Raw genomic sequence first — 21,004 nt, forward strand, 5'->3', positions numbered from 1 at the left:
GGCGCTGCGCTAGCGCAGCGCCGCAGCGGACCGAACCATGAACGACTGTCACCTATCGATCCGGTCTATTGTGTTACCCATCCATCCGCTGGACACTGTCACTGCGGCACCTGCGTCACCCGCCAGATCGTGCCGTTGCCATCCTCCGACACCAGCAGCGATCCATCCTTCGCCACCGCCACGCCGACCGGCCTGCCCCACACCTCCGTGTCGCTCACCACAAAGCCCGTGACGAAATCCTCATACTCCCCCGTCGGCTGGCCGTCCTTCATGCGGATACGGATCACCTTGTAGCCGGTGCGCTTCGAGCGGTTCCAGGAGCCGTGCTCCGCGGCGAAGGCATCGCCCTGGTATTCGGATGGAAACTGCGTGCCCTGGTAGAACGTCATGCCGAGCGAAGCCGAGTGCGGCTGGATCAGCACGTCGGGAACCGTCACCTTGTCCTTGAGGTCCGGCCGCGCGCCGGCATGGCGCGGGTCTTCATTGCCGCCGATATAGAACCACGGCCAGCCGTAGAACGCGCCCTCCTTCACGCTGGTTACGTAATCTGGCACGAGGTCGTCGCCGAGACCGTCGCGCTCATTGGTCGAGCACCAGGGCAGACCGCTCTGCGACTGGATCGCGAGGCCGACGCAGTTGCGGATGCCGGTGGCGTAGATCTTCCGCTCCTTGCCATCAGGCGTAAAGGCCAGCACCGCGGCGCGCTCGAGCTCGCTGGCCCACGTTGCACCAAGCGGCTGCGTCTTTGACCACGCGTCCATCCCGCCCGGCGGCGTGCCCATGCCCTCGGCGACGTTGCTGAGCGAACCGACCGAGACCAGCATGCGCTTGTTATCGGGGGTGAAGACGATGTCGCGGGTGGAATGACCGCCGTCATGCGGCAGGCTCGCCACGATCGTCTCCGCCTTGCCGCGCGCCTTGAGGTCGCCGGCCTGATAGGGAAAGCGGACGACGCTGTCGGTGTTGGCGATGTAGACCCATTGCGGATTGTCGCCGTTCGGGAAGAAGGCGATGCCGAATGGCTGCCGCAAGCCGCTAGCAAAGAGCTCATTGGTCGCGAGCTTGCCGCCCTCCCCAGCGCGAAGCACGCGGACGGTGCCAGCCCGCGTCTCCGCGACGAAGACATCGCCATTCGGCGCCACACGTATGATGCGCGGCGCGCGCAAGCCGTCGGCGAACAGCTCGATCTTGAAACCGGCCGGCACCCGGAGCGCAGCCTCCGGCGGCCGCGGCACCACCCGCGAGGAGCTGGCGACCGACCGCGTGGCGCCGGGCCTGACCAGATCCTGCGGCCGGATCAGCCTGACCGTGCCGGGCTTGTCGGCCTGCCAATCGCCATAGGCGTCCTTGCCCTGCAGCACCGGCTCGGCCTGCGCACCGGTCGCGGCCGCGACCAGCAACCCCGCCGACATCGCCACGGACCATATTCTGCTCTTCACGTCTTCCTCCCGGCTTTCACTCCGCAAATGTCAACGCTCATCCACCCGCAAATGGTCTGCGACAGGCAAAACGCCTGCCGCATCCCACATCAGCTCATGCCCGCACGATGTGCATCAGCCGCAACCCATCATACTGGAAAATGCTGCTGATCGGTGCGACACATTGGAGGGGCGACGACCGCCGGTTGCGGTCATCAAAGCTGCGGCATCGATGTCGCACCTGATGGGGAGATCATGTGGGGATCCATCATATCGGAATGGGCGAGCCTGCTGCTCCGCTGGCTGCACGTGGTGGCGGCGATCGCCTGGATCGGCAGTTCCTTCTATTTCATCGCTCTCGATCTCAGCCTCAAGCCCAGAGGTGACCTGCCTGACGGCGTGCAGGGCGAGGCCTGGCAGGTCCATGGCGGCGGCTTCTACCGGATCATGAAATATCTGGTCGCACCCAGCCAGATGCCGGACGAGCTGACCTGGTTCAAATGGGAAGCCTACACCACCTGGCTGTCCGGCTTCGCGCTGATGGTCGTGGTGTACTATCTCGAGGCCGACCTGTTCCTGGTCGACAAATCGATCCTCGATCTCACGCCGTTCCAGGCCGGACTGTTCAGCTTCTTCAGCCTGGCGCTGGCGTGGCTGCTCTATGAAGCCGCCTGTCGCACCGGGCTCGCCCAGCGCGAGCTGCCCTTCGCCATCGGCGGCTATCTGTTCCTGGTCGCGCTCACCTATGCCTTCACCCATGTGCTGAGCGGCCGCGGCGCCTTCAACCAGATCGCCGCGATCATCGGCACCATCATGGTCGCCAACGTCTTCACGCTGATCATCCCGAACCAGAAGAAGATCGTGGCAGCGCTGATCGCGGGACAGGCGCCCGATCCGAAGCTCGGCAAGACCAGCAAGGAGCGCTCGGTCCACAACAACTATCTGACCCTGCCCGTGGTTGTGCTGATGATCAGCAACCACTATCCGCTGCTCTACGCGACGAAATTCAACTGGATCATCGTCGCCATCATCCTGGCGCTCGGCCCCGTCATCCGCCACTTCTTCAACGAGGGACATGCGGGGCGTAAATCGCCGTGGTGGGTGTGGGGTGTCGCAGCGATGGGCGTGATCGCGATCCTCTTCCTCTCCGCCGCCGGCCCGCGCGAGGTGAAGACGGGCGCATTGTCGACATCGGTCACGATCGCCAATGTCGAGGAGATCGTGATGTCCCGTTGCAGCATGTGCCACGCGGCCGAGCCGGTCTGGGCCGGCATCGTCACCGCGCCGAAAGGCATTTTGCTCGACGCGCCCGAGCACATCCAGCGCAACATCCGCCTGATCGGCCGTGTCGCCGCCTGGTCCAATGCGATGCCACCGGGCAACATCACCGAGATGACCAGCGAGGAGCGCGCCATCCTCGCGGCCTATATCGAGCAGGCCCGCTGAGGCCGTCACGTGTCGATTGCGCATCTCGCGGAATGAAATTCCGCATCTCCCACTGAATTGAAAATGACTTGAAAGGCTATCCGGCGTAGACAGGACCCGTGGCCGCTGACGCGGTCCAAGTCAGCCTGCATAAGTCAGTTTGCATTCGGGGAAAGAACAGTGGCCCTCAAAAACGTTATCGGTATCGACCACGCCGTGGTCATGGTGAAGGATCTCGACAAGGCCGCCGAGAACTATCACCAGCTCGGCTTCACCATCTCGCCACGCGGCACCCACAGCGCGCATATGGGCACCGGCAATTACACCATCATGTTCGACCCCGACTATATGGAGCTGCTCGGCGTGCTCGCGGCGACCGAGCACAATGCGCCGGCCCGTGCCTTCGTCGAGCGTCATGGCGAGGGCATCGAGCGCATCGCCTTCACCGCGGTCGATAGCGCCGCCGGCGCGGAGGAGATTCGTGCACGCGGCCTGACGCCGATCGGCCCCACTGATTTCGAACGCCCTGTCACGCTGCCTGATGGTACGATCTCGGCGGCGAAATTCCGCACCTTCATGTGGCCGACCGCCGAGGCGCCGGGCGGCGTGCGCATTTTCGCCTGCCAGCACAAGACCCGCGAGACGGTGTGGATTCCCGAGCTGATGAAGCACGCCAATGCGGCCAAGCGGATCAAGCAGACGCTGATCGCGACGACCGAGCCCGCACAGGAAGCCGCACACCTCGCGCGCCTGATCGACCGCGAGCGGAAGGCGGAGACCGACGGCGCCGTGACCGTGCCTTCGGGCGGCGAGCGCGCCGACTTTGTCTATCTGACGCTGGACCAGCTCGGAAAGCGCTATCCCGGCGTGCCGCTCGCAGGCCTCTCCGAGCGCGGCGGCGCGGCCCTAGTGCTGGTCAGCGGCGATCTTACGGCGACCGAGAAGGCGCTGGGGTCGGCCGCCGTGCGCAGTGGGGCAGCGATCTGCGTGCCGCCGGCCAAGGCCAACGGCACCCTGCTCGCCTTCGTTGCCGGCTGATTTTAACCAATTCTTTAACGTGTGTTTACCCGGCGGCTCTAGGATTCCCGGCAATCCAAGTCGCCGGGACCAGACGCATGTTCAAAGAGGGATCGCCGATCGCCTACGACGCGCCGGCCGAGCTGAAGAAGTGGCCGTCGCTGAAGGGCGAGAGGCAGAAGGATCGGGGCCCGCCCTATCTCGTCTACAACGGCACGCTCGCCGACTGTGTCCGTGAGCTCATGGGCAAGCCGATCAAGGGCATCTCGCTCTATGACATCATGACGAGGCCGCAGGCCGCCTTCGACCAGACCGTGCTGTCGCCCGGCGATGCCGCCGAGATCGCGATGCGCAAGGATTTTCCCAAGGCGTAAGCGCCGCCCGTCCACCGCAGTACCGCTCACAACGTCGCGTGTTCCTGCGGCTCCCGTAGATCCGCGGGCCGACGGCGGATGTTCTGCGGCGGGAACACCGTACTAACACCGGGCGGCCCTTCGGAATCGCAGCTTCGCCGCAATTGCGGTTAATGAAGTCCTCGTCACCGGCGCACCGCTGGTCGTTCCCCCACAGTTCGAGGACTCTGACCGAGATGCGATTTCTCGTCGCGGCTTGCGCTGCGTTCCTGATTCTGATGTGCGACATCGGCTCATCGCCCTCCTGGCAGGCATCAAGCTTCGACAACTCCACTCCCAAATCCGATCGCGCCCCCTCGCTGGTTCCGCTGGTCGACCTCTTCATCGCGAGCGTGCAGGCCATTGAGCTCGCGAACGCACGCGCGGCTTACGAGGAGACGATCGAGCCGGCGCGCACGGTCGAAACCGTTGTGCAGCCTGCTTCGCCAACCGATCAATTCTGTCACGCGCTGAGGGAGGCGGCTGAGGCCAGCGGCATTCCCGTGCCGTTCTTCGCGCGCCTGCTCTGGCAGGAGAGCCGCTTTCGTTCCAACGAGGTCAGCCCGGCCGGTGCACAGGGCATCGCACAGTTCATGCCGGAGACGGCCGCCGAAGTTGGCCTCGATGATCCCTTCGATCCCATGAAGGCCCTGCCGGCATCGGCAAAGTTCTTGCGCAAACTCCGCGACGATTTCGGCAATCTCGGCCTCGCAGCGGCCGCCTACAACGCAGGGCCCGGCCGCATCCAGAAGTGGCTCGCCAGGGAAAGCGAGCTGCCGCGCGAGACACGCGACTATGTCCGCATCATCACCGGCACCAGGGCTGAGGACTGGACCGAACGCTCGGAGGCGCTCGCAATCCGGATCGACCTGCCGCGCGAGGCGCCATGCGAAGGCATCGGCAGCCTCTCCAAGACGAAGGACGTCGCCTGGGTTCCGGCGAACCTGACGCCGTCGGTCATCACCATCATGCGCAAGGCCGAGCAGGTGGCGCGTCTGTCGGCAAGCCGTGCGCGCAAGCGGTTCGCATCCCTGCTGCGCAAGAGCGCCTCGGCCCACGGCAGGGCGCGCAGCATGATTGCGGCGCGCGCAACAAAGGGCTCAAAGGCGCGTGCGATCCGTGTCGCATCGCGCGAGCGCTCCTCAAGCTAATGCGGCTGTTGCTAGCAGCCGGATCATGCTTCTCTCCCATTGTCCGGTTCAACTTTGGCCACTAACCGGCGCTGAGAAGCTCTGTTCCAGTTTTTCCCGGAACAGAGGCCGTCGGGGAACCTGCGATGCCAACGAAGAGCGCCGGGATCATCGCCTATCGCAAGCGCCGCGATCTCGAGGTTCTGCTCGTTCATCCCGGAGGACCGTTCTGGCGCAACAAGGATCTCGGCGCGTGGTCGATCCCGAAGGGCGAGTACACCGACGAAGAAGACGCAGAAATCGCCGCGCGGCGGGAGTTTGCCGAGGAGCTTGGACTTGCGGTGACGATGCCGCTGATTGCGCTTGGTCAGATCAGGCAGCGCGGCGGCAAGATCGTCACCGGATTCGCGGCCGAGCTCGATGTCGACGTGAGCAGCATTCGCAGCAACACGTTCGAGATCGAATGGCCGCCGCGCAGCGGCAAGCGGCAACACTTTCCGGAGGTCGACCGTGCCGAATGGTTCACGGTCGAAGAGGCGCACCAAAGGATCAACGCAGGACAACGCCCGCTGCTCGAACGTCTCGCACAACTAGCCCGTGACGGATAGGCGGCGTCACCGCAGCGCGCCGCTCACACCGGCTTGTCGCCGCTGCTGAACCGGCGCCCTACTCCGCCTTGATGTTCGCCGCCGCCACCACCTCGGCAAGCTCCTTCGTCTCCTTCGCGATCTTGGCGGCATAGTCGGCGGGGCTGAGCACGCTGACGACGCCCTGCGAGCCGAGCTTCTCCGCGACCGCCGGATCCTTGGCAGCAGTGACGATCTCCTGGTGCAGCGTCTGAAGGATCGGCGCGGGTGTCGCCTTCGGCATGAAGAAGCCGACCCAGAACGAGATGTCGAAGCCGGGATAGCCGGCCTCCGCGACGGTCGGCACGTCGGGCAGCGCCGGCAGCCGCTCGGCCGAGGACACTGCGAGCGCGCGCAGCTTGCCGGCCTTCACCAGCGGCACGGCGGAGAGCGGATCGAACACAGCCAGCACCTCCTGCGCGAGGATGCCGACCTCGGAGGCCGCGCCGCCGCGATAGGGCACGTGGATCAATTTGATCCCGGCCCTCTGGGCGAGCAGCTCCATGGCAAGATGGGCGAGGTTGCCGTTGCCGCCCGAGCCGTAGGCGAGCGCGCCGGGTGCCGCCTTCGCCGCCGCGACGAGATCGGCGACGGTCTTGATGTCGGCGGTCTTGGGATTCTCCGGATTGACCACCAGCACCAGCGGCGCCGCGACGACGGTGGTCAGCGGCGCGAAATCCTTCTCCGGATCGTAGCGGATGTCTTTGAACAGCGTCTTGTTCAGCGTGATGGTGGAGGAGTTGCAGGCGAGCATGGTGTAGCCGTCCGCATCGGCATGCGCGACGCCTTCGGCGGCGATCATGCCGTTGGCGCCGGCGCGGTTCTCGACCACGAAGGGCTGTCCAAGCTTGTTGCCGAGCCGATCGCCGATGATGCGCGCGACCACATCGACGGGGCCGCCGGCGCTGAAGCCGACCATGATCTTCACCGGCCGCGACGGATATTTCTGCGCGAGAGCTTCAGTGGTCAGCGCAGCGGCGCATAGTCCGGCGATGAGCGCCAGCAGGCGGGCCGTTCGTTGCATTCGTTCTCTCCCCAACCTCGCGCGCCGCTTTGTGCATGTTTGTTGGTGCGGCGCATGCAACGACCATGATGAGCGGCCACACCGGATTTCGCAATCGCGTTTCCACCCACACGATACCAGGCAATTCCGCCGCGCGGCACGCACGGGGCGGTCTCAACAATAAAGTTCGAAAACAACCCCATGCACAGTAGCCGGCCTCTGCCGGATCAAGGACTTGCGAGGGGATGACCCCTGATTTCTGTTTTTTCTAAATGGATTTGACTCGTCGGGCAAAACAGCGGCAGAATGCCACCATCGCAACAATCGTCAGCATCCACGCCTGATACGGCCATGGATGTCACGACCTGGCTGCGCGTAAACCCTTCATCGACATCCCGAAATTCGCATCCGCGCGCCGCGAGCGAACGATCGCTCGCGCGTGCCTAACGTCAGCAAAGGACACGGCCCATGACGACAGCTCTCGAACGCCACATTACATCGCCGCTTGCGGCAAACGATCGCAGCGCCGCTGCCGCGAGCCCGCGGGTCAAGCTCTACAAGCGCCGCATTGCGATCAGCCATCCGGACCCGCAAGCCGGCGAGCGGTTGCTGGCCGAGGCGCTCGGTGCCGTCGACCGCGACGCGCTGCACGGCATGCTCCGGCAATTGGTCAAGGCGAGCGCGATCGGGCAGAAGCCTGACGAGGCCAACCTCGCCTTCATGATCTCGACGATCCGCAGCATCGCGCCGAAGGATTCCATCGAGGCCATGCTGGTGTCCCAGATGGTCTCGGTTCACATGGCGGCGATGCGCTGCGCCTGCCGGCTCGCCTGCACCGACGATCTGCCGCAGCAGGAAACCGTCACCCGCGCATTGACCCGGCTCTCCCGCACCTTCGCCGCCCAGGTCGAGGCGCTCAGCCGCCACCGCAACAGCGACGAACGCGCGATCACGGTGCAGAACCTGTCCGTGCAGGATGGCGGACGCGCGATCGTCGGCAACGTCACGCAACATGCGGGCGTACTCGTTGCGGAGATAGGCCCGGGCGACGCAAGGCAAGGGGCGAGCCGATGACCGGCGCCCACAGCCGCAACACCGCCCCGATGCAGTCGAGCCCTCGCTGCTGCGCGAGGACCCGCGATGGCGGCACCTGCCGCGCACCGGCCAGGCAGGGGAAGCAGCGATGTCGCATGCACGGAGGAGCAAGGCGATCAGGGGCGCCGAGAGGAAACCGGAATGCACAGAAGCACGGCCTGTTCACGCGAGCCGCCAGAGCCGAGTCGGGACAGATGCGACTGCTGCTCGACGAGGCGCAAAGACTGCTGGAGGAGTTGAAGTGATGCCGCTGTCGCGAGCGGGCCGGCTGCCGTCCTCCCGTCCTGACGTAGGGCTATCGCATTTGAGAGCTTTTCCTTGTGGCCATCCTTCGAGACGCCCGCTTCAGGCGGGCTCTCAGGATGAGGACGGAGTGCGCGGCAGCAGTTTCAACGGGCACTGACGCTGATTAGCCTCATCCTGAGGAGGCGCGTAAGCGCCGTCTCGAAGGATGAGGCTAAGCAGCATTGGCCCCGTTGAAATTGCAGCCGCGCACTCCGCCCTCATCCTGAGGGCCCGCCATCGGCGGGCGTCTCGAAGGATGAGTTGTGGGCGAGCTATCCGCTACTCTTCCTTCATATGCGATAGCCCTGCGTCCTGACGGCCCCGCGCCTGACAATTTGCGCGTGTTTGTGAATTGCTTCACACGCGTGCTGTCCCGGGTATCGCTAGCTTGGGCGATCTCGGTGAAACAGCGGGAGGGGTGTCATGGGGGCATTGAATCTTTCGCAGGTTCTCTGGGAGGAACGACGTGCGCTCACCGGAACTCCCCTGGCATTCCCGCCAAAGAACGAGAACGATGCGGCAGCTGGCGCCTCGCCAGTCCCGGCACCGCCAGCGCCTGAGGCCTCGCCGATACCACCTTTCGACTTATCGATTTCAAATCGGCACCCCTCTTCCGAAATCCGACCAGGGTCATTGCCGCCGCCGACGGCTCCCGTCCCGGAACTCCTCACCGTCTACCAAGCGCTCAACGCGGACGACCGGTGGGCGCTGTGCCTGTCCGGCGGAGGAATCCGCAGCGCGGCGTTTGCACTCGGTATCCTGCAAAGGATTGCGGCCCTGGAGGTCAGATCGAAACGCAAGGACGAGAAGCAAGGTTCGGCCCTGAAGCAGTTCGAGTATCTGTCGACAGTATCGGGGGGTGGCTATATCGGCAGTTGGCTGTCGGCCTGGCTCTATCAGCAGCGCAAGCTGCCCTCTCACGGAGCAGCCGCGAATACAAGCAAGACCAGCCAGGGCAACACTCCGGACCCGGTGGTTTCAGCGCTCAATCGGCGCGAGAGCCGTGGTCAACTCAGAGATCACGAAGAAGCAGAGCCGATTTCCAACCTTCGGCGCAACTCGCACTTCCTCTCTCCAAGCTTCTCGTCGCTTTCTCCCGACCTGTGGAGCGATGTCGCCAGCGTCCTGCGCAATCTGTTCCTGAACTGGGTCCTGCTTGTCCCCCCGATGATCCTTGCGGTGCTCGTCACCAAGGCACTCTACTTTGCTCTCATCGACGCCCACGGCATTACAGAAAAGTCGATATGGTTTCTGGTCGTGATGACCATACCAACGCTGTGCTTGTTGGTTTCCCTGTCCTTCTCTGTCGCAAACCGTCCCGCGCGCGGATGGATCAATGTCGCACAGCCCCGCTTTCTCCTGTGCGATCTCGCTCCCTTCCTTATCGGAGCCACACTTCTGGCTTTCGTGCTGCAAAGTCCATACGGATTACAGACCCTCTCCGACATACTTAGTGCCGGCGGATTCGGATTCCTCGAGCAGTTCGAACGCGAGCACCTGGCAGCGGCGGTGCTGATCCGCGGAACACTGCTTGGAGTGATATTTTTTCTCATCTCCTGGGCGCTGGCCCCGCTATGGACGGTCGTTTTTGGAAAGTCTGCGCGCCCACCGCCCGCCGCTCGTCCCAAGCATCCGCGGATCGAGCCAATCGCCTGGGCAGTCGCCGGCGCGGCATTCGGTCTGCTGAGCGCCGCGGGACTGATTTTGCTCTGGAGCATCAACCCCTCCGACTCCGCCGCCACGGCAGCGGCATTTGCCTGCGTACTCGGGCTGCCCTGGATCGTGCTGGCGCGCATCGTCGCCGACGTGATCTATATTGCGTTTGCCGAGTTCCTGTCCGAAGTGGATGTCGGGCTCGAATTTCAGGCGCGGTCGAGCGGGCTCTTCACGCTGGCCTATCTCGGCTGGCTCGTGTGGTTCGGGCTCGTACTCGGCGCGCCACCGGCCGCAAGATGGATCGAGACACAGATTGGCAGTGCAACTGTGCCCTCGCTCGCAGCCGGAGGAGGTCTGTCCGGCCTGCTCTCCATCCTCCTCGGAGCGAGTTCGAAGACCAAGACCGCCGCCGAGCAGATTTCAGGCTTGCGCCAATATCTCGGACTCAACACGATCGCGGCCGTCGCAGCGGCGATCTTCGCGGCAGTCCTGGTCGCTCTGCTGTCCATCGGCTGGGACGCGGCTTTCAAATCACTTGCCTCCGGCGCAGACGGTCATATGCCCTGGACCACGGTGTTCCTGGCGGGCATCTTGCTCGGCGTGCTGATCTACGCGGCCTCACATGTCCTCAGCATCAACCGATACTCACTCCACGGCCTCTACCGGAATCGGCTGGTTCGCGCCTTTCTGGGTGCGTCGCGCAACGAGAAGGACCGTGACAAGACGAAGAACGCCTTTACGGATTTCGACGGCCGGGACAGCCCGCTGCTGCACGAGCTTTGGGAGCATGACGTCGCGCCGACAGGGGCCAATTGGAAGCCGTTCCACGTCATCAGCGGAGCGCTCAACCTAGTGTCGTCCAAGAACCTGGCATGGCAGGAACGGATGGCCGCGCCCTTCACGTTCTCGCCGCTGCATTGCGGCAGCGGCAGCGCGGTCTTTTCGGACGGTGCATACCGGACGACCTACGCCACCGCCGACCAGCCGCTGCCTTACGGCGGAAAGCTGACGCTCGGAACCGCCATGGCGATCTCCGGCGCGGCCGTGAGCCCGAGCATGGGTTACAACTCCTCGCCGGGCGTCGCCTTCCTGATGGCGCTGTTCAATGTGCGCCTCGGCTGGTGGCTGGCCAATCCGCGCGGCGACAATCCCTACTATTCGGAGGTCAAGCCAACGAACGCGCTCCGGCCGTTCTTCATGGAGATGTTCGGACTGACCAGCGAGACCGAGCGCTGGGTCTACCTGACCGACGGCGGGCACTTCGAAAATCTCGGCCTTTACGAGATGGTCCGCCGGCGCTGCCGCTTGATCGTGGTCAGCGACGCCGGCTGCGACCCCGATTATTCCTTCGAGGACCTCGGCAATGCGCTGCGCAAGATCTGGATCGATCTCGGAGTACGCATCGACCTGGACGGGCTTGACCTCCTGAAGAAGCGCTTCAAGGAACGTCCAACCCCTGCGGAGCAAGCGCCCTACTGGGCGATTGGCGACATTCTCTATCGTGAGGCCGATGGGGGCGACTCGCAGAACGGACTGCTCTTGTACTTCAAGTCGGGCCTGCACGGCACGGAGCCCATGGGCGTGTTGAGCTATGCGATCGCCCACGCCACCTTTCCGCACGAGACCACGCTGAACCAGTTCTTCTCGGAATCGCAATTCGAGAGCTACCGGGCGCTCGGCTACGAGATCGCAGAACGCGCATTCGAGTCCGGCGGAGGTCTTTCGGTCGACGCGAGGACCGGAGCGTCCCCGACATTCCTCTCGATTGTCGAGAAGCTGAAAGCATCGCCGCCTCCGCCACCACCCCAACCACCGCAATGAACTGACCGGATTCGCTTTCGCCTGCGCGTCAATCGGCCGTTCTTTCGGCAAGTTCCGTGAATTTTCCATGACCGGCGGACGCGGCAATTGGAGGACGCATCGGGATTCGAAATGCCCGTTGCACACGGAACTTCTCGCGCCGGCGCCACTTTGAATCGGCAACGGAAGCACGTCCGATGAATGCCGAAACGGAACTCAAATTCCGCCTTGCGCCGCGAAAGCTGTCATCCGTCCTGCGCGCCGGCGCTTCGAACCGACGACGCGGCGACCGGTCGGAGCAGGCGCTGGTGTCGACCTATTACGACACCAGCAAGCAGAAGCTCAGGCGACATGGTCTCACGCTCCGCGTCCGCAAGGCTGGCGATCGCTACGTGCAGACCGTGAAGGCGGGCGGCTCCGGAACCGTGACACGTGGCGAATGGGAACACGAGGTCGCCGGCGCAAGGCCCGACTTCAAGAAGATCAAGAACACGCCTCTTGCGGACCTCGCGTCCAAAAAACTTCCGCGCAAGCTGCGACCAGTGTTTCGGACCGAGGTTCATCGCACCACCGAGGCAAGGCGGGTACGAAAGAGCCAGATCGAGCTCGCCGTCGACCGTGGCCGCATCGGCGCCGGGCGGCGCTCGCGGCCGGTCGCCGAGCTCGAGCTGGAATTGAAATCCGGGCAGGTCGCCGATCTGTTTCGACTGGCACGCAATCTCGAACGCAGGACGGGCGCCGAGCTCGATCTGCGCTCGAAAGCCGAGCGAGGCTTTCAACTCGTGAAAGGAAACGGCGCAGGCGCGCAGCACGCCGAGCCGATCGAGCTGAAACGCGAGCTCTCGCCGCGCAATGCCTTCGGCGTGATCGCGCATTCGACGCTGCGCCAGATCACGGCGAATGCCGATCCGGTGCGGGACACGGATTCGGAAGGTGTCCACCAGATGCGCGTCGGCCTGCGGCGCCTGCGGGCCGCGATCTCGCTGTTCTCCGACATCCTGCCGCGCGCCAGCACGGATCGGATCAAGGCCGAGCTCAAATGGCTCACCAGCGAGCTGGCGCCGGCGCGCGAGATCGACGTCTTCCTCACGGAAAGCATTCTGCCGATCGCGGGCCAAGGCGTCCCGAAACGCGGCGCTCGCGCGATCGCCAAGAAATTCTCCGCGGAGCGAAGCGCAGCCTTCGCGCGCGCCCGCGAGGCCGTCGAATCGCCCCGCTACCGCCGCCTGCTGATCGACGTGATCGAGTGGCTCGAAACCGGACAGTCCCGCGCCGACGACGACCGATCGATTGCCGGTTACGCCGCGGCGGTGCTGGACCGCCGGATCAGGACGGCGCGCAAGCAGGGCAAGCAGCTGGACGATCTCGACCCGATGCAGCGTCACAAGCTGCGGATCAGGATCAAGAAGATCCGTTACGCCGTCGACTTCTTTGGGAGCCTGTACAGCGATCGCGACCAGAAGCAGCTCGCAAATCTCTCCGATCAGCTGAAGCAGATCCAATCCGCGCTGGGATCGCTCAACGACTTCATGACGCATCGCGAGCTGGCGACGGAGACGGCGTTGGCGGCGCCGCCGGCCAACCGGCGCGCGCAGGCCTTTGCATCAGGGTTCATCGTCGGCCGGGAGCGTGAGGCGGCGCGCGGCCTGATGAAGGACGCCGCCGGGGAGCTGCATCGATTGCACCGGCTGCGCATCGCACCGGGCAAGTGACCTTGGGAGAACCGGGATGTCATGGGTCGGCAGTTGGCGAAATCAGTTCGGCTCCATCCTGCGCATCATCAGCGAGACGGAGGAGCGCATCGAAGGCACTTTCGAGACCGCGCTCGAAGACAGCGGCTTCTATGGACAAACGGTGCAGGTCACCGGGTTTCATCGGGGCAATTGCATCGGCTTTGTCGCGGTGGGCTCGTCTGCGACAGGCGACCGCGTCGTTTCGTACACGGGACTGTTGCGTCACGGGAAAATGGAGACCGCCTGGTTCGTGGTCGCCGACCAGACGCTGAGTGCCGCCAACGAGGGCGATCCCGCAAAGCTCAAGCCGTTGAACTGGTGGCGCGCCGTGACAACCAACGTCGACACTTTCGAGCGGACCTAAAGCGCGATGAGATTTGGATGAATCGTCATCGCGCTTTAGGTTTTTGTTTGCGCATGATCTTTCCCGAAAACCGCTTCGCGCTTTGCGCTAACGCGGCCCTTCGGGTCCGGATCATGCTTTGGCGTTCGACGTCCCGGGCGTGCTGCTGCTGGAGCTGACGTGATTACGTCCGGCCGCCGCTCACTTAACTTACGTTAAAGAACGCCACAAAAGCTCCTCATTTCGTCCGGGTTCGCCGTCGTATTTTGGTCCAGTATTGTTCCTTCTCTGCGGCGGGGCAGGCTTCATGAACCTGGAGACCTGCGATGCGCCGTCACGTTGCGTATTCTGTTGCTTTCATTGTTGCGATTTCATCGGGCACCGCCGATGCACGTCCCTCCCGATCCCTCCTCGCGGCGCCGCGCGAATGCAACGTCACGATGCCATGTGACTTCTCGGGCTCAAACATGCGCGGCCGCACGACGGCATCGCAATTTCAAACGCAGCGAGAAGTTACAGGACGCGTTGCGATGCAGATTGCGACGGCGGAAGACGCAGGCAAGGTCGTCGGCGGCCGCCCGTCCGGCTGCCCGCACTCCTTCTGCGGTTGCGCGGCATCGATACGCGTGTTTGGCCACATCGTGCCGGGATTGAATCTGGCTGCCAACTGGCTGCGCTTTCCGCGGACGTCGCCCGCGCCCGGGATGGTCGCCGCGCGGCACGGGCACGTCTTCGTTCTGGAGCAGCATGTCGGGGGAGACGTGTGGATGGCGTATGACGGCAATTCGGGAGGCCGCGCAACCCGCGTTCACGCGCGATCGTTGCGGGGCTATGCGGTGGTGAATCCGCGGGTCGGGTGAGCGGGCGCCTACAGGCCCCGCGCGTTGACCCTGTCATTGAGGCGACGACAGAGCTCATCCAGCAGCGCCTGGAGCTTTTCGAAGTTGACCACCAGCCGGTCGGCTTGCGCGCGCTCGGTCGTGCCGGGCGCAAAAGCGCTGCGCAGGCCCGTCAGATGGTTCAGCCGCTGGCGGCCGCTCGCCGCCCGGCTTTCCGCAAATTCGAGCTGCTCGAGGTCATGGCTGAGCGTGTCTTCTTCCGCGATCAGCAGCTTGAGGATCGTGTCCCGGTTATGAGCCGGCAGATCGCCGCCGTTCAGAAGGCCGATATAGTGGTCTATGTTGGCGCGGGCGACATATCGTTGCATGATATTTCTCCCGGTCGTTTTCGGTATTCGAGCACAAAGGGGTACCCGAGGCAAGCGGCCGTTGCGCGCGCTCCCGCCGCCGCAGAGATCGCCGACGGCAGACTAGCCCGACGCTTCACCCTCGCGGCGCTGTTGCGGCGCCTCGAACGGTTTCGAAATTGGCGCGCTGCAGTGCGGCTCGTCTCTCCGCGATGGCGTTGCTCAACAGCTCAAGCACCAGCCCAAATGCCGCGAGTTCTTCTTCCTCGATAGCGCCATCATCGTAGCATTCGAGCGTTTCATGAATGATGGCGTCGGCCTCGCGCTGCAGGGACAGAAGCTCCTGGTTGGATTCCGCGGTTCGCGCGCTGGAAACCATGGCCAGGATTCTCTTGCGATGGCTGGTGTTTTCCTCCCTTTCGTCGCGATTCAAATAGCGACGCAACCAGGCGACGGCCGAACCGATCCCGGAGAGAAGGAGGAGCCCGAACCAGAAGTAATCGCCATACCGATCGAGGAAGGTGCGTTCATTGCCGTCGATCACCGCCGCCGCCCCCCGATGTACCGGCAGCTCGGTGTCCTTCTCGAGGTCCGGCTTGGTGATGTGGGCAGCACCCGGCACCTGCCTCGCGATCGCCTGACGAACGGCAAAGAGCTGCCGAAAAAAGGCGGCCACCGTCGTTTCAGACAAGGTCTTTTTTGCCACGATGAGGTGACTGACGCTGACCGTCTCAACCTTGTCGTCCGGCCAGGCTGGGTCCGCATTAAAGACGCTGGGCGGAATCTCCTCCGATTCATACCGGGGGTGCTTCAAGGCGATCGCTTCCGACGTCTCGATGGCGAGAAACTTCGGCTGGCCACGTGTGCGCGCCGTTGCAGCGACGGCGTCCGAAGTGATCTTGCTGTCGAGCGGCCCGACCGCCATGAATGCATCGAGGCTCGTATCGCGCGCCAGTTCCTCGATGCGGTCCGTGCCAAAGTGCGTTATCGCGACCTTGTCGGCCGCTACGCCGGAGCTGCTCAGGACGACCCGCAGCAAGGCGGCGTTCGCCGCGGTCCGCCCGATGACACCGACATGGCGTCCGGCGAGATCGGCGACTTCCTTGATTTTCGGCGAGTGCTTCCTTTTCGAGTTCTTGCCCGCAAGTCCGGACGGCGCCCAAAGCACAACGAAGTTTTTGCGCACGACCGCGACGGCCTGCGCCTCGGCAGGCATGTCCAGGTCGCCGCGACCGACGGCCAGCTCGGCCTTGCCGGCGCCAAGCAGGGCAAGAGACTCTGCCGCGCCCTCGGATTTGATCGGGGAGAGCCGGACAGTCCGGCTCTCGCTGCGGAAGGCATCAGCCATCGCCTGGACGACCTTCTCATCGTCGCTGCCCGGCGGCCCGACGGCAATCCGGAGCGTGTCCGGCCGCAACGCGTAATAGAGCGCACCCGTTGCGGCCCCAAAAACAAGAAATCCAACTGCGAGGGCCAGCAGTAGGGAATTGCTCCTTCTCCGCTCTCGGCGGGCCGCGTCACCGGTCGTCTGACTTGTACTCTCGGACATTGCCGCTGCCGCAGATCAGGGCGCTTGCCGCTTCCAGGCATACCGCGTTTTCCCGAGAACAACGTCTTGGCGGCCCGCTTGGTTCATATTGGCTGAAGCCTGCAATCGCCGGGGATCCCCCTTCCAGAACGATCCCCGGCCCGTTTCTGGACTGATCTGCCCTCACGTCTGGTCGGCTCTGCGCCGACACGCAGCTCCCGCTGTTGGCACGCGCCCTCCGATCGTGTAACGGCACCGAAAAGCTTGTCGGGACGGATGCTCAATGGGTGCTGCCAGTGATAATGCGGGCGATGCCAGCCGCGCGCTGATCTTCGCGCTCGTGGCACTCGCCTGCGGGCACATGCTCTCCACATTGCTGCGCACGATTCCGGCCGTCAGTCTCGACCTGATGGCGGCGGATTTCCGCATCGAGCCGCAGGCGCTGGCGAGCCTGACCTCCGTCTATCATTTCGCCTTTGCGGCCTCGCAAATACCGGTCGGCGCGGCGATGGACCGGTTTGGCGTGCGGCCGGTGGCGCTCGGCCTGCTGGCAGGAACCGTGCTCGGCGCGGTGGCCTCGGGATTTGCGACCGGACCTGAGAGTTTTGCGGTCGGGCAGTTCATGCTGGGCGTCGCGACCTCGGGCATGCTGATGTGCCCGATGACGCTCGCGGCCAAGCAATTGTCCGCCGCGCGGTTCGGATTGTGGTCGGGCGCCATCCTCTCGATCGGCAATATCGGCATGCTGCTGTCGTCGAGCCCGCTCGCCTTCGTGATCGACCATTATGGCTGGCGGGCGGGGTTCTGGATCTCCGCGATCGGCGGCGTCCTCGTCGCACTCGCGGTGTTCGTGCTGGTGCCGAACCAGCCGGCCGAGCACAAGGACGACTCCTCGCCGTTGTCACAGATGATCGAGGTGGTCAGGCTCGGCCTGTCGCGGCCGCTACGCGGCGTGATCGCGCTGGCGCTGGTGTCGCTGGCGAGTTCGCTGGTGCTGCGCGGCCTGTGGGGCGGGCCGTGGCTGATGGAGATCAAGGGACTGACGCGGGTCGAGGCCGGCAACCAGCTCGGCGCGTTCACGCTGGCGATGATCGCGGGGCCGCTGCTGGTCGGCATGATCGACCGCAGGCTCGGCCGCCGTCGCGAGCTGGTCGCCGGCACCCACGCGTTCGCGGCGCTGCTGCTTGCGCTGATGGCGTTGGGAGCGCCGCACTTTCCCGTTGCATGGCTGTTCGGCGTGAACGTCATGCCGCCGTACTACGATCTGGCACTGTTCGTGCTCATCGGGCTCTTCACCTCGGCCCAGCCGCTGCTGTTCGGCATGTCCAGGCAACTCGTCGACGCGCAGGTCGCAGGGAAAGCACTCGCGGCCGTCAATCTCGCCTTCTTTCTCGGCACCGCGCTGATGCAGTCTGTCACCGGGGCGGTGGCGGCGCTCGCGGGGCTGCCGGCCGTGCTGCTGTTCATGGCGGCAGCGCTGGCGTTCGGCGTGCTGATCTTTTTGATCTATACGCGGCCGGTCTGAGCCCCTTGCGAAATGCAAAGCCGCAGTGGATGCTGCGCCGCTATCTGCATCAGGGGAATTCGAGTCCATGCCTGTCGACCACCAAGCCGCCACCGATCGTCTCATGCGCTTCCTCGCTGTCGAGGGCGTCACCGGACAGGAGGCGGCGATCGGGCGTGAGCTCACAGCCGCGCTGAAGGAGGCCGGCGTGCCGGGCAAGGCGATCCGGCTCGACGATGCCAACAGCCGCATTCCGGTGCCGACCGAGACCGGCAATCTCATCGTCGACCTGCCCGGCCGCGGCGCGCTGCACAACCAGCCGCGGATCATGTTCATGACCCACATGGACACGGTGCCGCTATGCGCCGGCGCCAAGCCGAAGAAGTCGGGGCGCAAGATCGTCAACGAGGCCAGGACCGCGCTCGGCGGCGACAATCGCTGCGGCTGCGGCGTGCTGGTGACGCTGGCCGCCGAGCTCGCCAAGCAGAAGCTCGATCATCCGCCGATCACGCTGCTGTTCTGCGTGCGCGAGGAGAGCGGGCTCTATGGTGCGCGCCACGTCAAGCTGGACGAGCTCGGCTCGCCCGTGATGGCGTTCAACTATGACGGCGGCTCGGCTTCCAACGTCGTGATCGGGGCCGTCGGCGCCGACCGCTGGACCGTCGAGATCTTCGGCCGTGCCTCGCATGCGGGGGTCGCGCCCGAGCGCGGCATCTCCTCGACCATGATCATGGCCCTCGCGCTTGCCGACGTGAAGGCCGGCGGCTGGTTCGGCAAGGTGGTGAAGGGCAAGCAGCAAGGCACCAGCAATGTCGGCCCCGTCACCGGCGGCGAAGGCCGTCCCGCGGGCGATGCCACCAACGTCGTCACCGACTACGTCCATGTGCGCGGCGAATGCCGCAGCCATGATGGAAAATTCTTCAAGGAGATCACCAAGGCCTACAAGGCCGCGTTCGAGAAGGCGGCGAAGAAGGTGACGAACGCGCAAGGCAAGTCAGGCAAGGTCAAGTTCAAGGCCGAGACCGATTATTATCCGTTCCGCATGAAGGAGAGCCTCCCCGTCGTCAAACGCGCGATCGAGGCGGTGTCTGCGGTCGGCGGCACCCCGAACGTGCGCGCCGCCAATGGCGGCCTCGATGCCAACTGGATGGTCCGCCACGGCATTCCGACCGTGACCTTCGGCGCGGGACAGAACGAGGCGCACACGGTCGACGAATGGATCAATCTCGACGAATATGATCGCGCGTGTGCGCTGGCCGTGCAGCTCGCGACGATGCGGTGAGCTGGGTTTGTAGGGTGGGTTAGCCTCGCGAATTGCGCGAAGCGCAAACCGCTAGGCGTAACCCACCATTGTATCCATCCGCGGCGACAGAAGTGGTGGGTTACGCCAGCGGACTGCGCTTCGCGCATCCGCCAGCTAACCCACCCTACGAAGAAGAGATCGAACGTGACACCCATTGCTCGTCATTCCGGGGCGCGACGAAGTGGCGAGCTACGATGCGCAATTGCGCATCTGAGAATCCATTGGGCCGCAGAGATTGCCGCGCGATGGATTCCGGGTTCGCGCCCAGGGGGCGCGCCCCGGAATGACAGGGAAAAAGCGGCGCGCATTGCTGCACGCGAGGCATTCGCTGGCGCTTGATGCGGCGGCCCAATATTCGGTTATGCTGGCTGCAAGCCGGCCCTCCCAGTGAAAGATCCCCTGCCTTGACACCTGAACTGCACCAGAAACTGACCGCGTGGCGCCGGCATCTTCATGCCCATCCCGAACTGTCGCTCCAGGAGAAGGCGACCGCCGCCTTCGTGCAGGACAAGCTCACCGAGCTCGGCATTCCCTTCGAGGGAGGCGTCGGCGGCCACGGCATCGTCGCGACCTTGAGGCGCGGATCGGCGCAGGGCCGCGTCGGCCTGCGCGCCGACATGGATGCGCTGCCGATCACCGAAGACACCGGCCTGCCCTACGCCTCGACCAATCCCGGCGTGATGCATGCCTGCGGCCATGACGGGCACACCACCTCGCTGCTCGGCGCCGCCGCGCTGCTCGCCGCCGATACGAGCTGGAGCGGCACGGTCGATTTCATCTTCCAGCCCGCCGAGGAAGGCTATGGCGGCGCGCGCACGATGGTCGCGGACGGGCTGCTCGAGCGCTTCCCGATGGAGCGGGTGTTCGGCTTCCACAACTGGCCCGGCCTTCAGGCCGGCAGCATCGCTGTCCATGACGGCGTCGTCATGGCCTCCGGCGGGCGCGTCACCATCACCATCGAGGGCCATGCCGGGCACGCCGGCATGCCGCATCTGACGCGCGATCCGGTGGTGGCGGCCGGCCATCTGATCGTGGCGCTGCAATCGATCGTCTCGCGCAGCGTCGATCCGCTCGACACCGCGGTGCTCTCGCTGTGCACGATCGAGGGCGGCACCGCGCCGAACCAGATCGCCGGAGGCGTCACGATCCGCGGCACGCTGCGGTTTCATCGCGACGAGATCAAGGACACCATCCTGGGTGGGATCGAACGGACCTGCGCCGGCATCGCCACGAGCTTCGGCGTCAAGGTCACGCCCGAGATCGTCATGGGCGTCGGCGTGGTGATCAACACTCCGGCCGAGGCTGGTCTCGCGCGCCTCGCCGCCGAGAAGGTGCAGGCGCCCGTTCGCCGCGACCTCGCACCGAGCATGGCCGGCGAGGACTTCGCCTTCTATCTCAAGAATCGGCCCGGCGCCTTCGTCTGGATCGGCAACGGCGAATTGCGCGACGGTGCCGAGCTGCACGGCCCGCGCTACGATTTCAACGACGCGATCCTTCCCGTGGCCTCCAGCTGGATGGCCGAGGTCGCCAAGTCGGCGCTGAGCGCGAACTAGAGCTTTG

At 64.7% G+C, this 21,004-nt stretch carries 18 protein-coding genes; 14 read left to right on the forward strand and 4 right to left on the reverse strand.

Going from position 1 to position 21,004, the window contains the following annotated elements:
- Nucleotides 1-98 precede the first annotated feature (98 nt).
- Nucleotides 99-1,439, reverse strand: a complete 1,341-nt coding sequence (locus tag GGD63_RS21960) for a sorbosone dehydrogenase family protein (protein WP_183245237.1) — start codon at nt 1,437-1,439, stop codon at nt 99-101.
- A 234-nt stretch (nt 1,440-1,673) separates the two neighbouring features.
- Here GGD63_RS21960 and GGD63_RS21965 point away from each other — a divergent pair, with 234 nt between their 5' ends.
- From GGD63_RS21965 to GGD63_RS21985, 5 genes are all read left to right on the forward strand, one after another.
- Nucleotides 1,674-2,864 carry a urate hydroxylase PuuD gene (locus tag GGD63_RS21965; RefSeq protein ID WP_183245238.1) on the forward strand — a complete coding sequence of 397 codons (1,191 nt, stop codon included), beginning with the start codon at nt 1,674-1,676 and terminating at the stop codon, nt 2,862-2,864.
- Between the two features lie 159 nt (nt 2,865-3,023).
- On the forward strand, nt 3,024-3,881 hold the full coding sequence (locus GGD63_RS21970; protein ID WP_183245239.1) for a VOC family protein: 858 nt from the start codon (nt 3,024-3,026) through the stop codon (nt 3,879-3,881).
- Nucleotides 3,882-3,958: 77 nt separating this feature from the next.
- Entirely contained in the window at nt 3,959-4,234 is a 276-nt protein-coding gene (locus GGD63_RS21975) for a hypothetical protein (RefSeq protein ID WP_183245240.1), read from the forward strand.
- Nucleotides 4,235-4,449: 215 nt separating this feature from the next.
- Nucleotides 4,450-5,403, forward strand: a complete 954-nt coding sequence (locus GGD63_RS21980; RefSeq protein WP_183245241.1) for a lytic transglycosylase domain-containing protein — start codon at nt 4,450-4,452, stop codon at nt 5,401-5,403.
- Nucleotides 5,404-5,528: 125 nt separating this feature from the next.
- Entirely contained in the window at nt 5,529-5,990 is a 462-nt protein-coding gene (locus GGD63_RS21985) for an NUDIX domain-containing protein (protein WP_183245242.1), read from the forward strand.
- 58 nt (nt 5,991-6,048) lie between these two features.
- On the opposite strand, the gene GGD63_RS21990 is transcribed toward GGD63_RS21985, so the two are convergent.
- Nucleotides 6,049-7,032: a tripartite tricarboxylate transporter substrate binding protein gene (locus GGD63_RS21990; protein ID WP_183245243.1), complete on the reverse strand. Its 984-nt coding sequence runs from the start codon at nt 7,030-7,032 to the stop codon at nt 6,049-6,051.
- A 447-nt stretch (nt 7,033-7,479) separates the two neighbouring features.
- Here GGD63_RS21990 and GGD63_RS21995 point away from each other — a divergent pair, with 447 nt between their 5' ends.
- From GGD63_RS21995 to GGD63_RS22015, 6 genes are all read left to right on the forward strand, one after another.
- Entirely contained in the window at nt 7,480-8,085 is a 606-nt protein-coding gene (locus tag GGD63_RS21995; RefSeq protein WP_183245244.1) for a hypothetical protein, read from the forward strand.
- 29 nt (nt 8,086-8,114) lie between these two features.
- Nucleotides 8,115-8,351, forward strand: coding sequence for an HGGxSTG domain-containing protein (locus tag GGD63_RS40620; protein WP_283811978.1), 237 nt, complete (start codon nt 8,115-8,117; stop codon nt 8,349-8,351).
- A 463-nt stretch (nt 8,352-8,814) separates the two neighbouring features.
- On the forward strand, nt 8,815-11,868 hold the full coding sequence (locus GGD63_RS22000; RefSeq protein WP_183245245.1) for a patatin-like phospholipase family protein: 3,054 nt from the start codon (nt 8,815-8,817) through the stop codon (nt 11,866-11,868).
- 176 nt (nt 11,869-12,044) lie between these two features.
- Nucleotides 12,045-13,559 (forward strand): CYTH and CHAD domain-containing protein, encoded by a 1,515-nt coding sequence (locus GGD63_RS22005; RefSeq protein ID WP_183245246.1) that lies wholly within the window; start codon nt 12,045-12,047, stop codon nt 13,557-13,559.
- A gap of 16 nt (nt 13,560-13,575) precedes the next feature.
- Entirely contained in the window at nt 13,576-13,944 is a 369-nt protein-coding gene (locus GGD63_RS22010; protein WP_183245247.1) for an avidin/streptavidin family protein, read from the forward strand.
- Nucleotides 13,945-14,249: 305 nt separating this feature from the next.
- The gene (locus tag GGD63_RS22015) at nt 14,250-14,783 is read left to right on the forward strand and encodes a hypothetical protein (protein WP_183245248.1); all 534 of its coding nucleotides are present in this window, start codon (nt 14,250-14,252) and stop codon (nt 14,781-14,783) included.
- An 8-nt stretch (nt 14,784-14,791) separates the two neighbouring features.
- Here GGD63_RS22015 and GGD63_RS22020 read toward each other — a convergent pair whose 3' ends face one another.
- Both GGD63_RS22020 and GGD63_RS22025 read right to left on the reverse strand, forming a co-directional pair.
- Nucleotides 14,792-15,130: a hypothetical protein gene (locus GGD63_RS22020; RefSeq protein WP_183245249.1), complete on the reverse strand. Its 339-nt coding sequence runs from the start codon at nt 15,128-15,130 to the stop codon at nt 14,792-14,794.
- Between the two features lie 115 nt (nt 15,131-15,245).
- The gene (locus tag GGD63_RS22025) at nt 15,246-16,658 is read right to left on the reverse strand and encodes a TAXI family TRAP transporter solute-binding subunit (RefSeq protein WP_246785590.1); all 1,413 of its coding nucleotides are present in this window, start codon (nt 16,656-16,658) and stop codon (nt 15,246-15,248) included.
- Between the two features lie 262 nt (nt 16,659-16,920).
- On the opposite strand from GGD63_RS22025, the gene GGD63_RS22030 reads away from it, so the two are divergent.
- The 3 genes from GGD63_RS22030 to GGD63_RS22040 all read left to right on the forward strand — a co-directional run bounded on the left by GGD63_RS22030 (nt 16,921) and on the right by GGD63_RS22040 (nt 20,997).
- Nucleotides 16,921-18,162: an MFS transporter gene (locus tag GGD63_RS22030; protein ID WP_183245250.1), complete on the forward strand. Its 1,242-nt coding sequence runs from the start codon at nt 16,921-16,923 to the stop codon at nt 18,160-18,162.
- Nucleotides 18,163-18,229: 67 nt separating this feature from the next.
- The gene (locus tag GGD63_RS22035; protein ID WP_183245251.1) at nt 18,230-19,423 is read left to right on the forward strand and encodes a M20/M25/M40 family metallo-hydrolase; all 1,194 of its coding nucleotides are present in this window, start codon (nt 18,230-18,232) and stop codon (nt 19,421-19,423) included.
- Nucleotides 19,424-19,848: 425 nt separating this feature from the next.
- Nucleotides 19,849-20,997 carry an amidohydrolase gene (locus GGD63_RS22040; protein WP_183245252.1) on the forward strand — a complete coding sequence of 383 codons (1,149 nt, stop codon included), beginning with the start codon at nt 19,849-19,851 and terminating at the stop codon, nt 20,995-20,997.
- Nucleotides 20,998-21,004: the final 7 nt, after the last annotated feature.

Source organism: Bradyrhizobium sp. cir1 (assembly GCF_014198245.1).
GTDB lineage: Bacteria > Pseudomonadota > Alphaproteobacteria > Rhizobiales > Xanthobacteraceae > Bradyrhizobium.

Excerpts from the sequence above, each read along its gene's own strand:
- GGD63_RS21965 (WP_183245238.1), top strand. The coding sequence starts at position 1,674 with ATGTGGGGATCCATCATATCGGAATGGGCGAGCCTGCTGCTCCGCTGG.
- GGD63_RS21975 (WP_183245240.1), top strand. The coding sequence starts at position 3,959 with ATGTTCAAAGAGGGATCGCCGATCGCCTACGACGCGCCGGCCGAGCTG.
- GGD63_RS21980 (WP_183245241.1), top strand. The coding sequence starts at position 4,450 with ATGCGATTTCTCGTCGCGGCTTGCGCTGCGTTCCTGATTCTGATGTGC.
- GGD63_RS21985 (WP_183245242.1), top strand. The coding sequence starts at position 5,529 with ATGCCAACGAAGAGCGCCGGGATCATCGCCTATCGCAAGCGCCGCGAT.
- GGD63_RS21990 (WP_183245243.1), bottom strand. The coding sequence starts at position 7,032 with ATGCAACGAACGGCCCGCCTGCTGGCGCTCATCGCCGGACTATGCGCC.
- GGD63_RS21995 (WP_183245244.1), top strand. The coding sequence starts at position 7,480 with ATGACGACAGCTCTCGAACGCCACATTACATCGCCGCTTGCGGCAAAC.
- GGD63_RS40620 (WP_283811978.1), top strand. The coding sequence starts at position 8,115 with ATGCAGTCGAGCCCTCGCTGCTGCGCGAGGACCCGCGATGGCGGCACC.
- GGD63_RS22000 (WP_183245245.1), top strand. The coding sequence starts at position 8,815 with ATGGGGGCATTGAATCTTTCGCAGGTTCTCTGGGAGGAACGACGTGCG.
- GGD63_RS22005 (WP_183245246.1), top strand. The coding sequence starts at position 12,045 with ATGAATGCCGAAACGGAACTCAAATTCCGCCTTGCGCCGCGAAAGCTG.
- GGD63_RS22010 (WP_183245247.1), top strand. The coding sequence starts at position 13,576 with ATGTCATGGGTCGGCAGTTGGCGAAATCAGTTCGGCTCCATCCTGCGC.
- GGD63_RS22015 (WP_183245248.1), top strand. The coding sequence starts at position 14,250 with ATGCGCCGTCACGTTGCGTATTCTGTTGCTTTCATTGTTGCGATTTCA.
- GGD63_RS22020 (WP_183245249.1), bottom strand. The coding sequence starts at position 15,130 with ATGCAACGATATGTCGCCCGCGCCAACATAGACCACTATATCGGCCTT.
- GGD63_RS22025 (WP_246785590.1), bottom strand. The coding sequence starts at position 16,658 with ATGTCCGAGAGTACAAGTCAGACGACCGGTGACGCGGCCCGCCGAGAG.
- GGD63_RS22030 (WP_183245250.1), top strand. The coding sequence starts at position 16,921 with ATGGGTGCTGCCAGTGATAATGCGGGCGATGCCAGCCGCGCGCTGATC.
- GGD63_RS22035 (WP_183245251.1), top strand. The coding sequence starts at position 18,230 with ATGCCTGTCGACCACCAAGCCGCCACCGATCGTCTCATGCGCTTCCTC.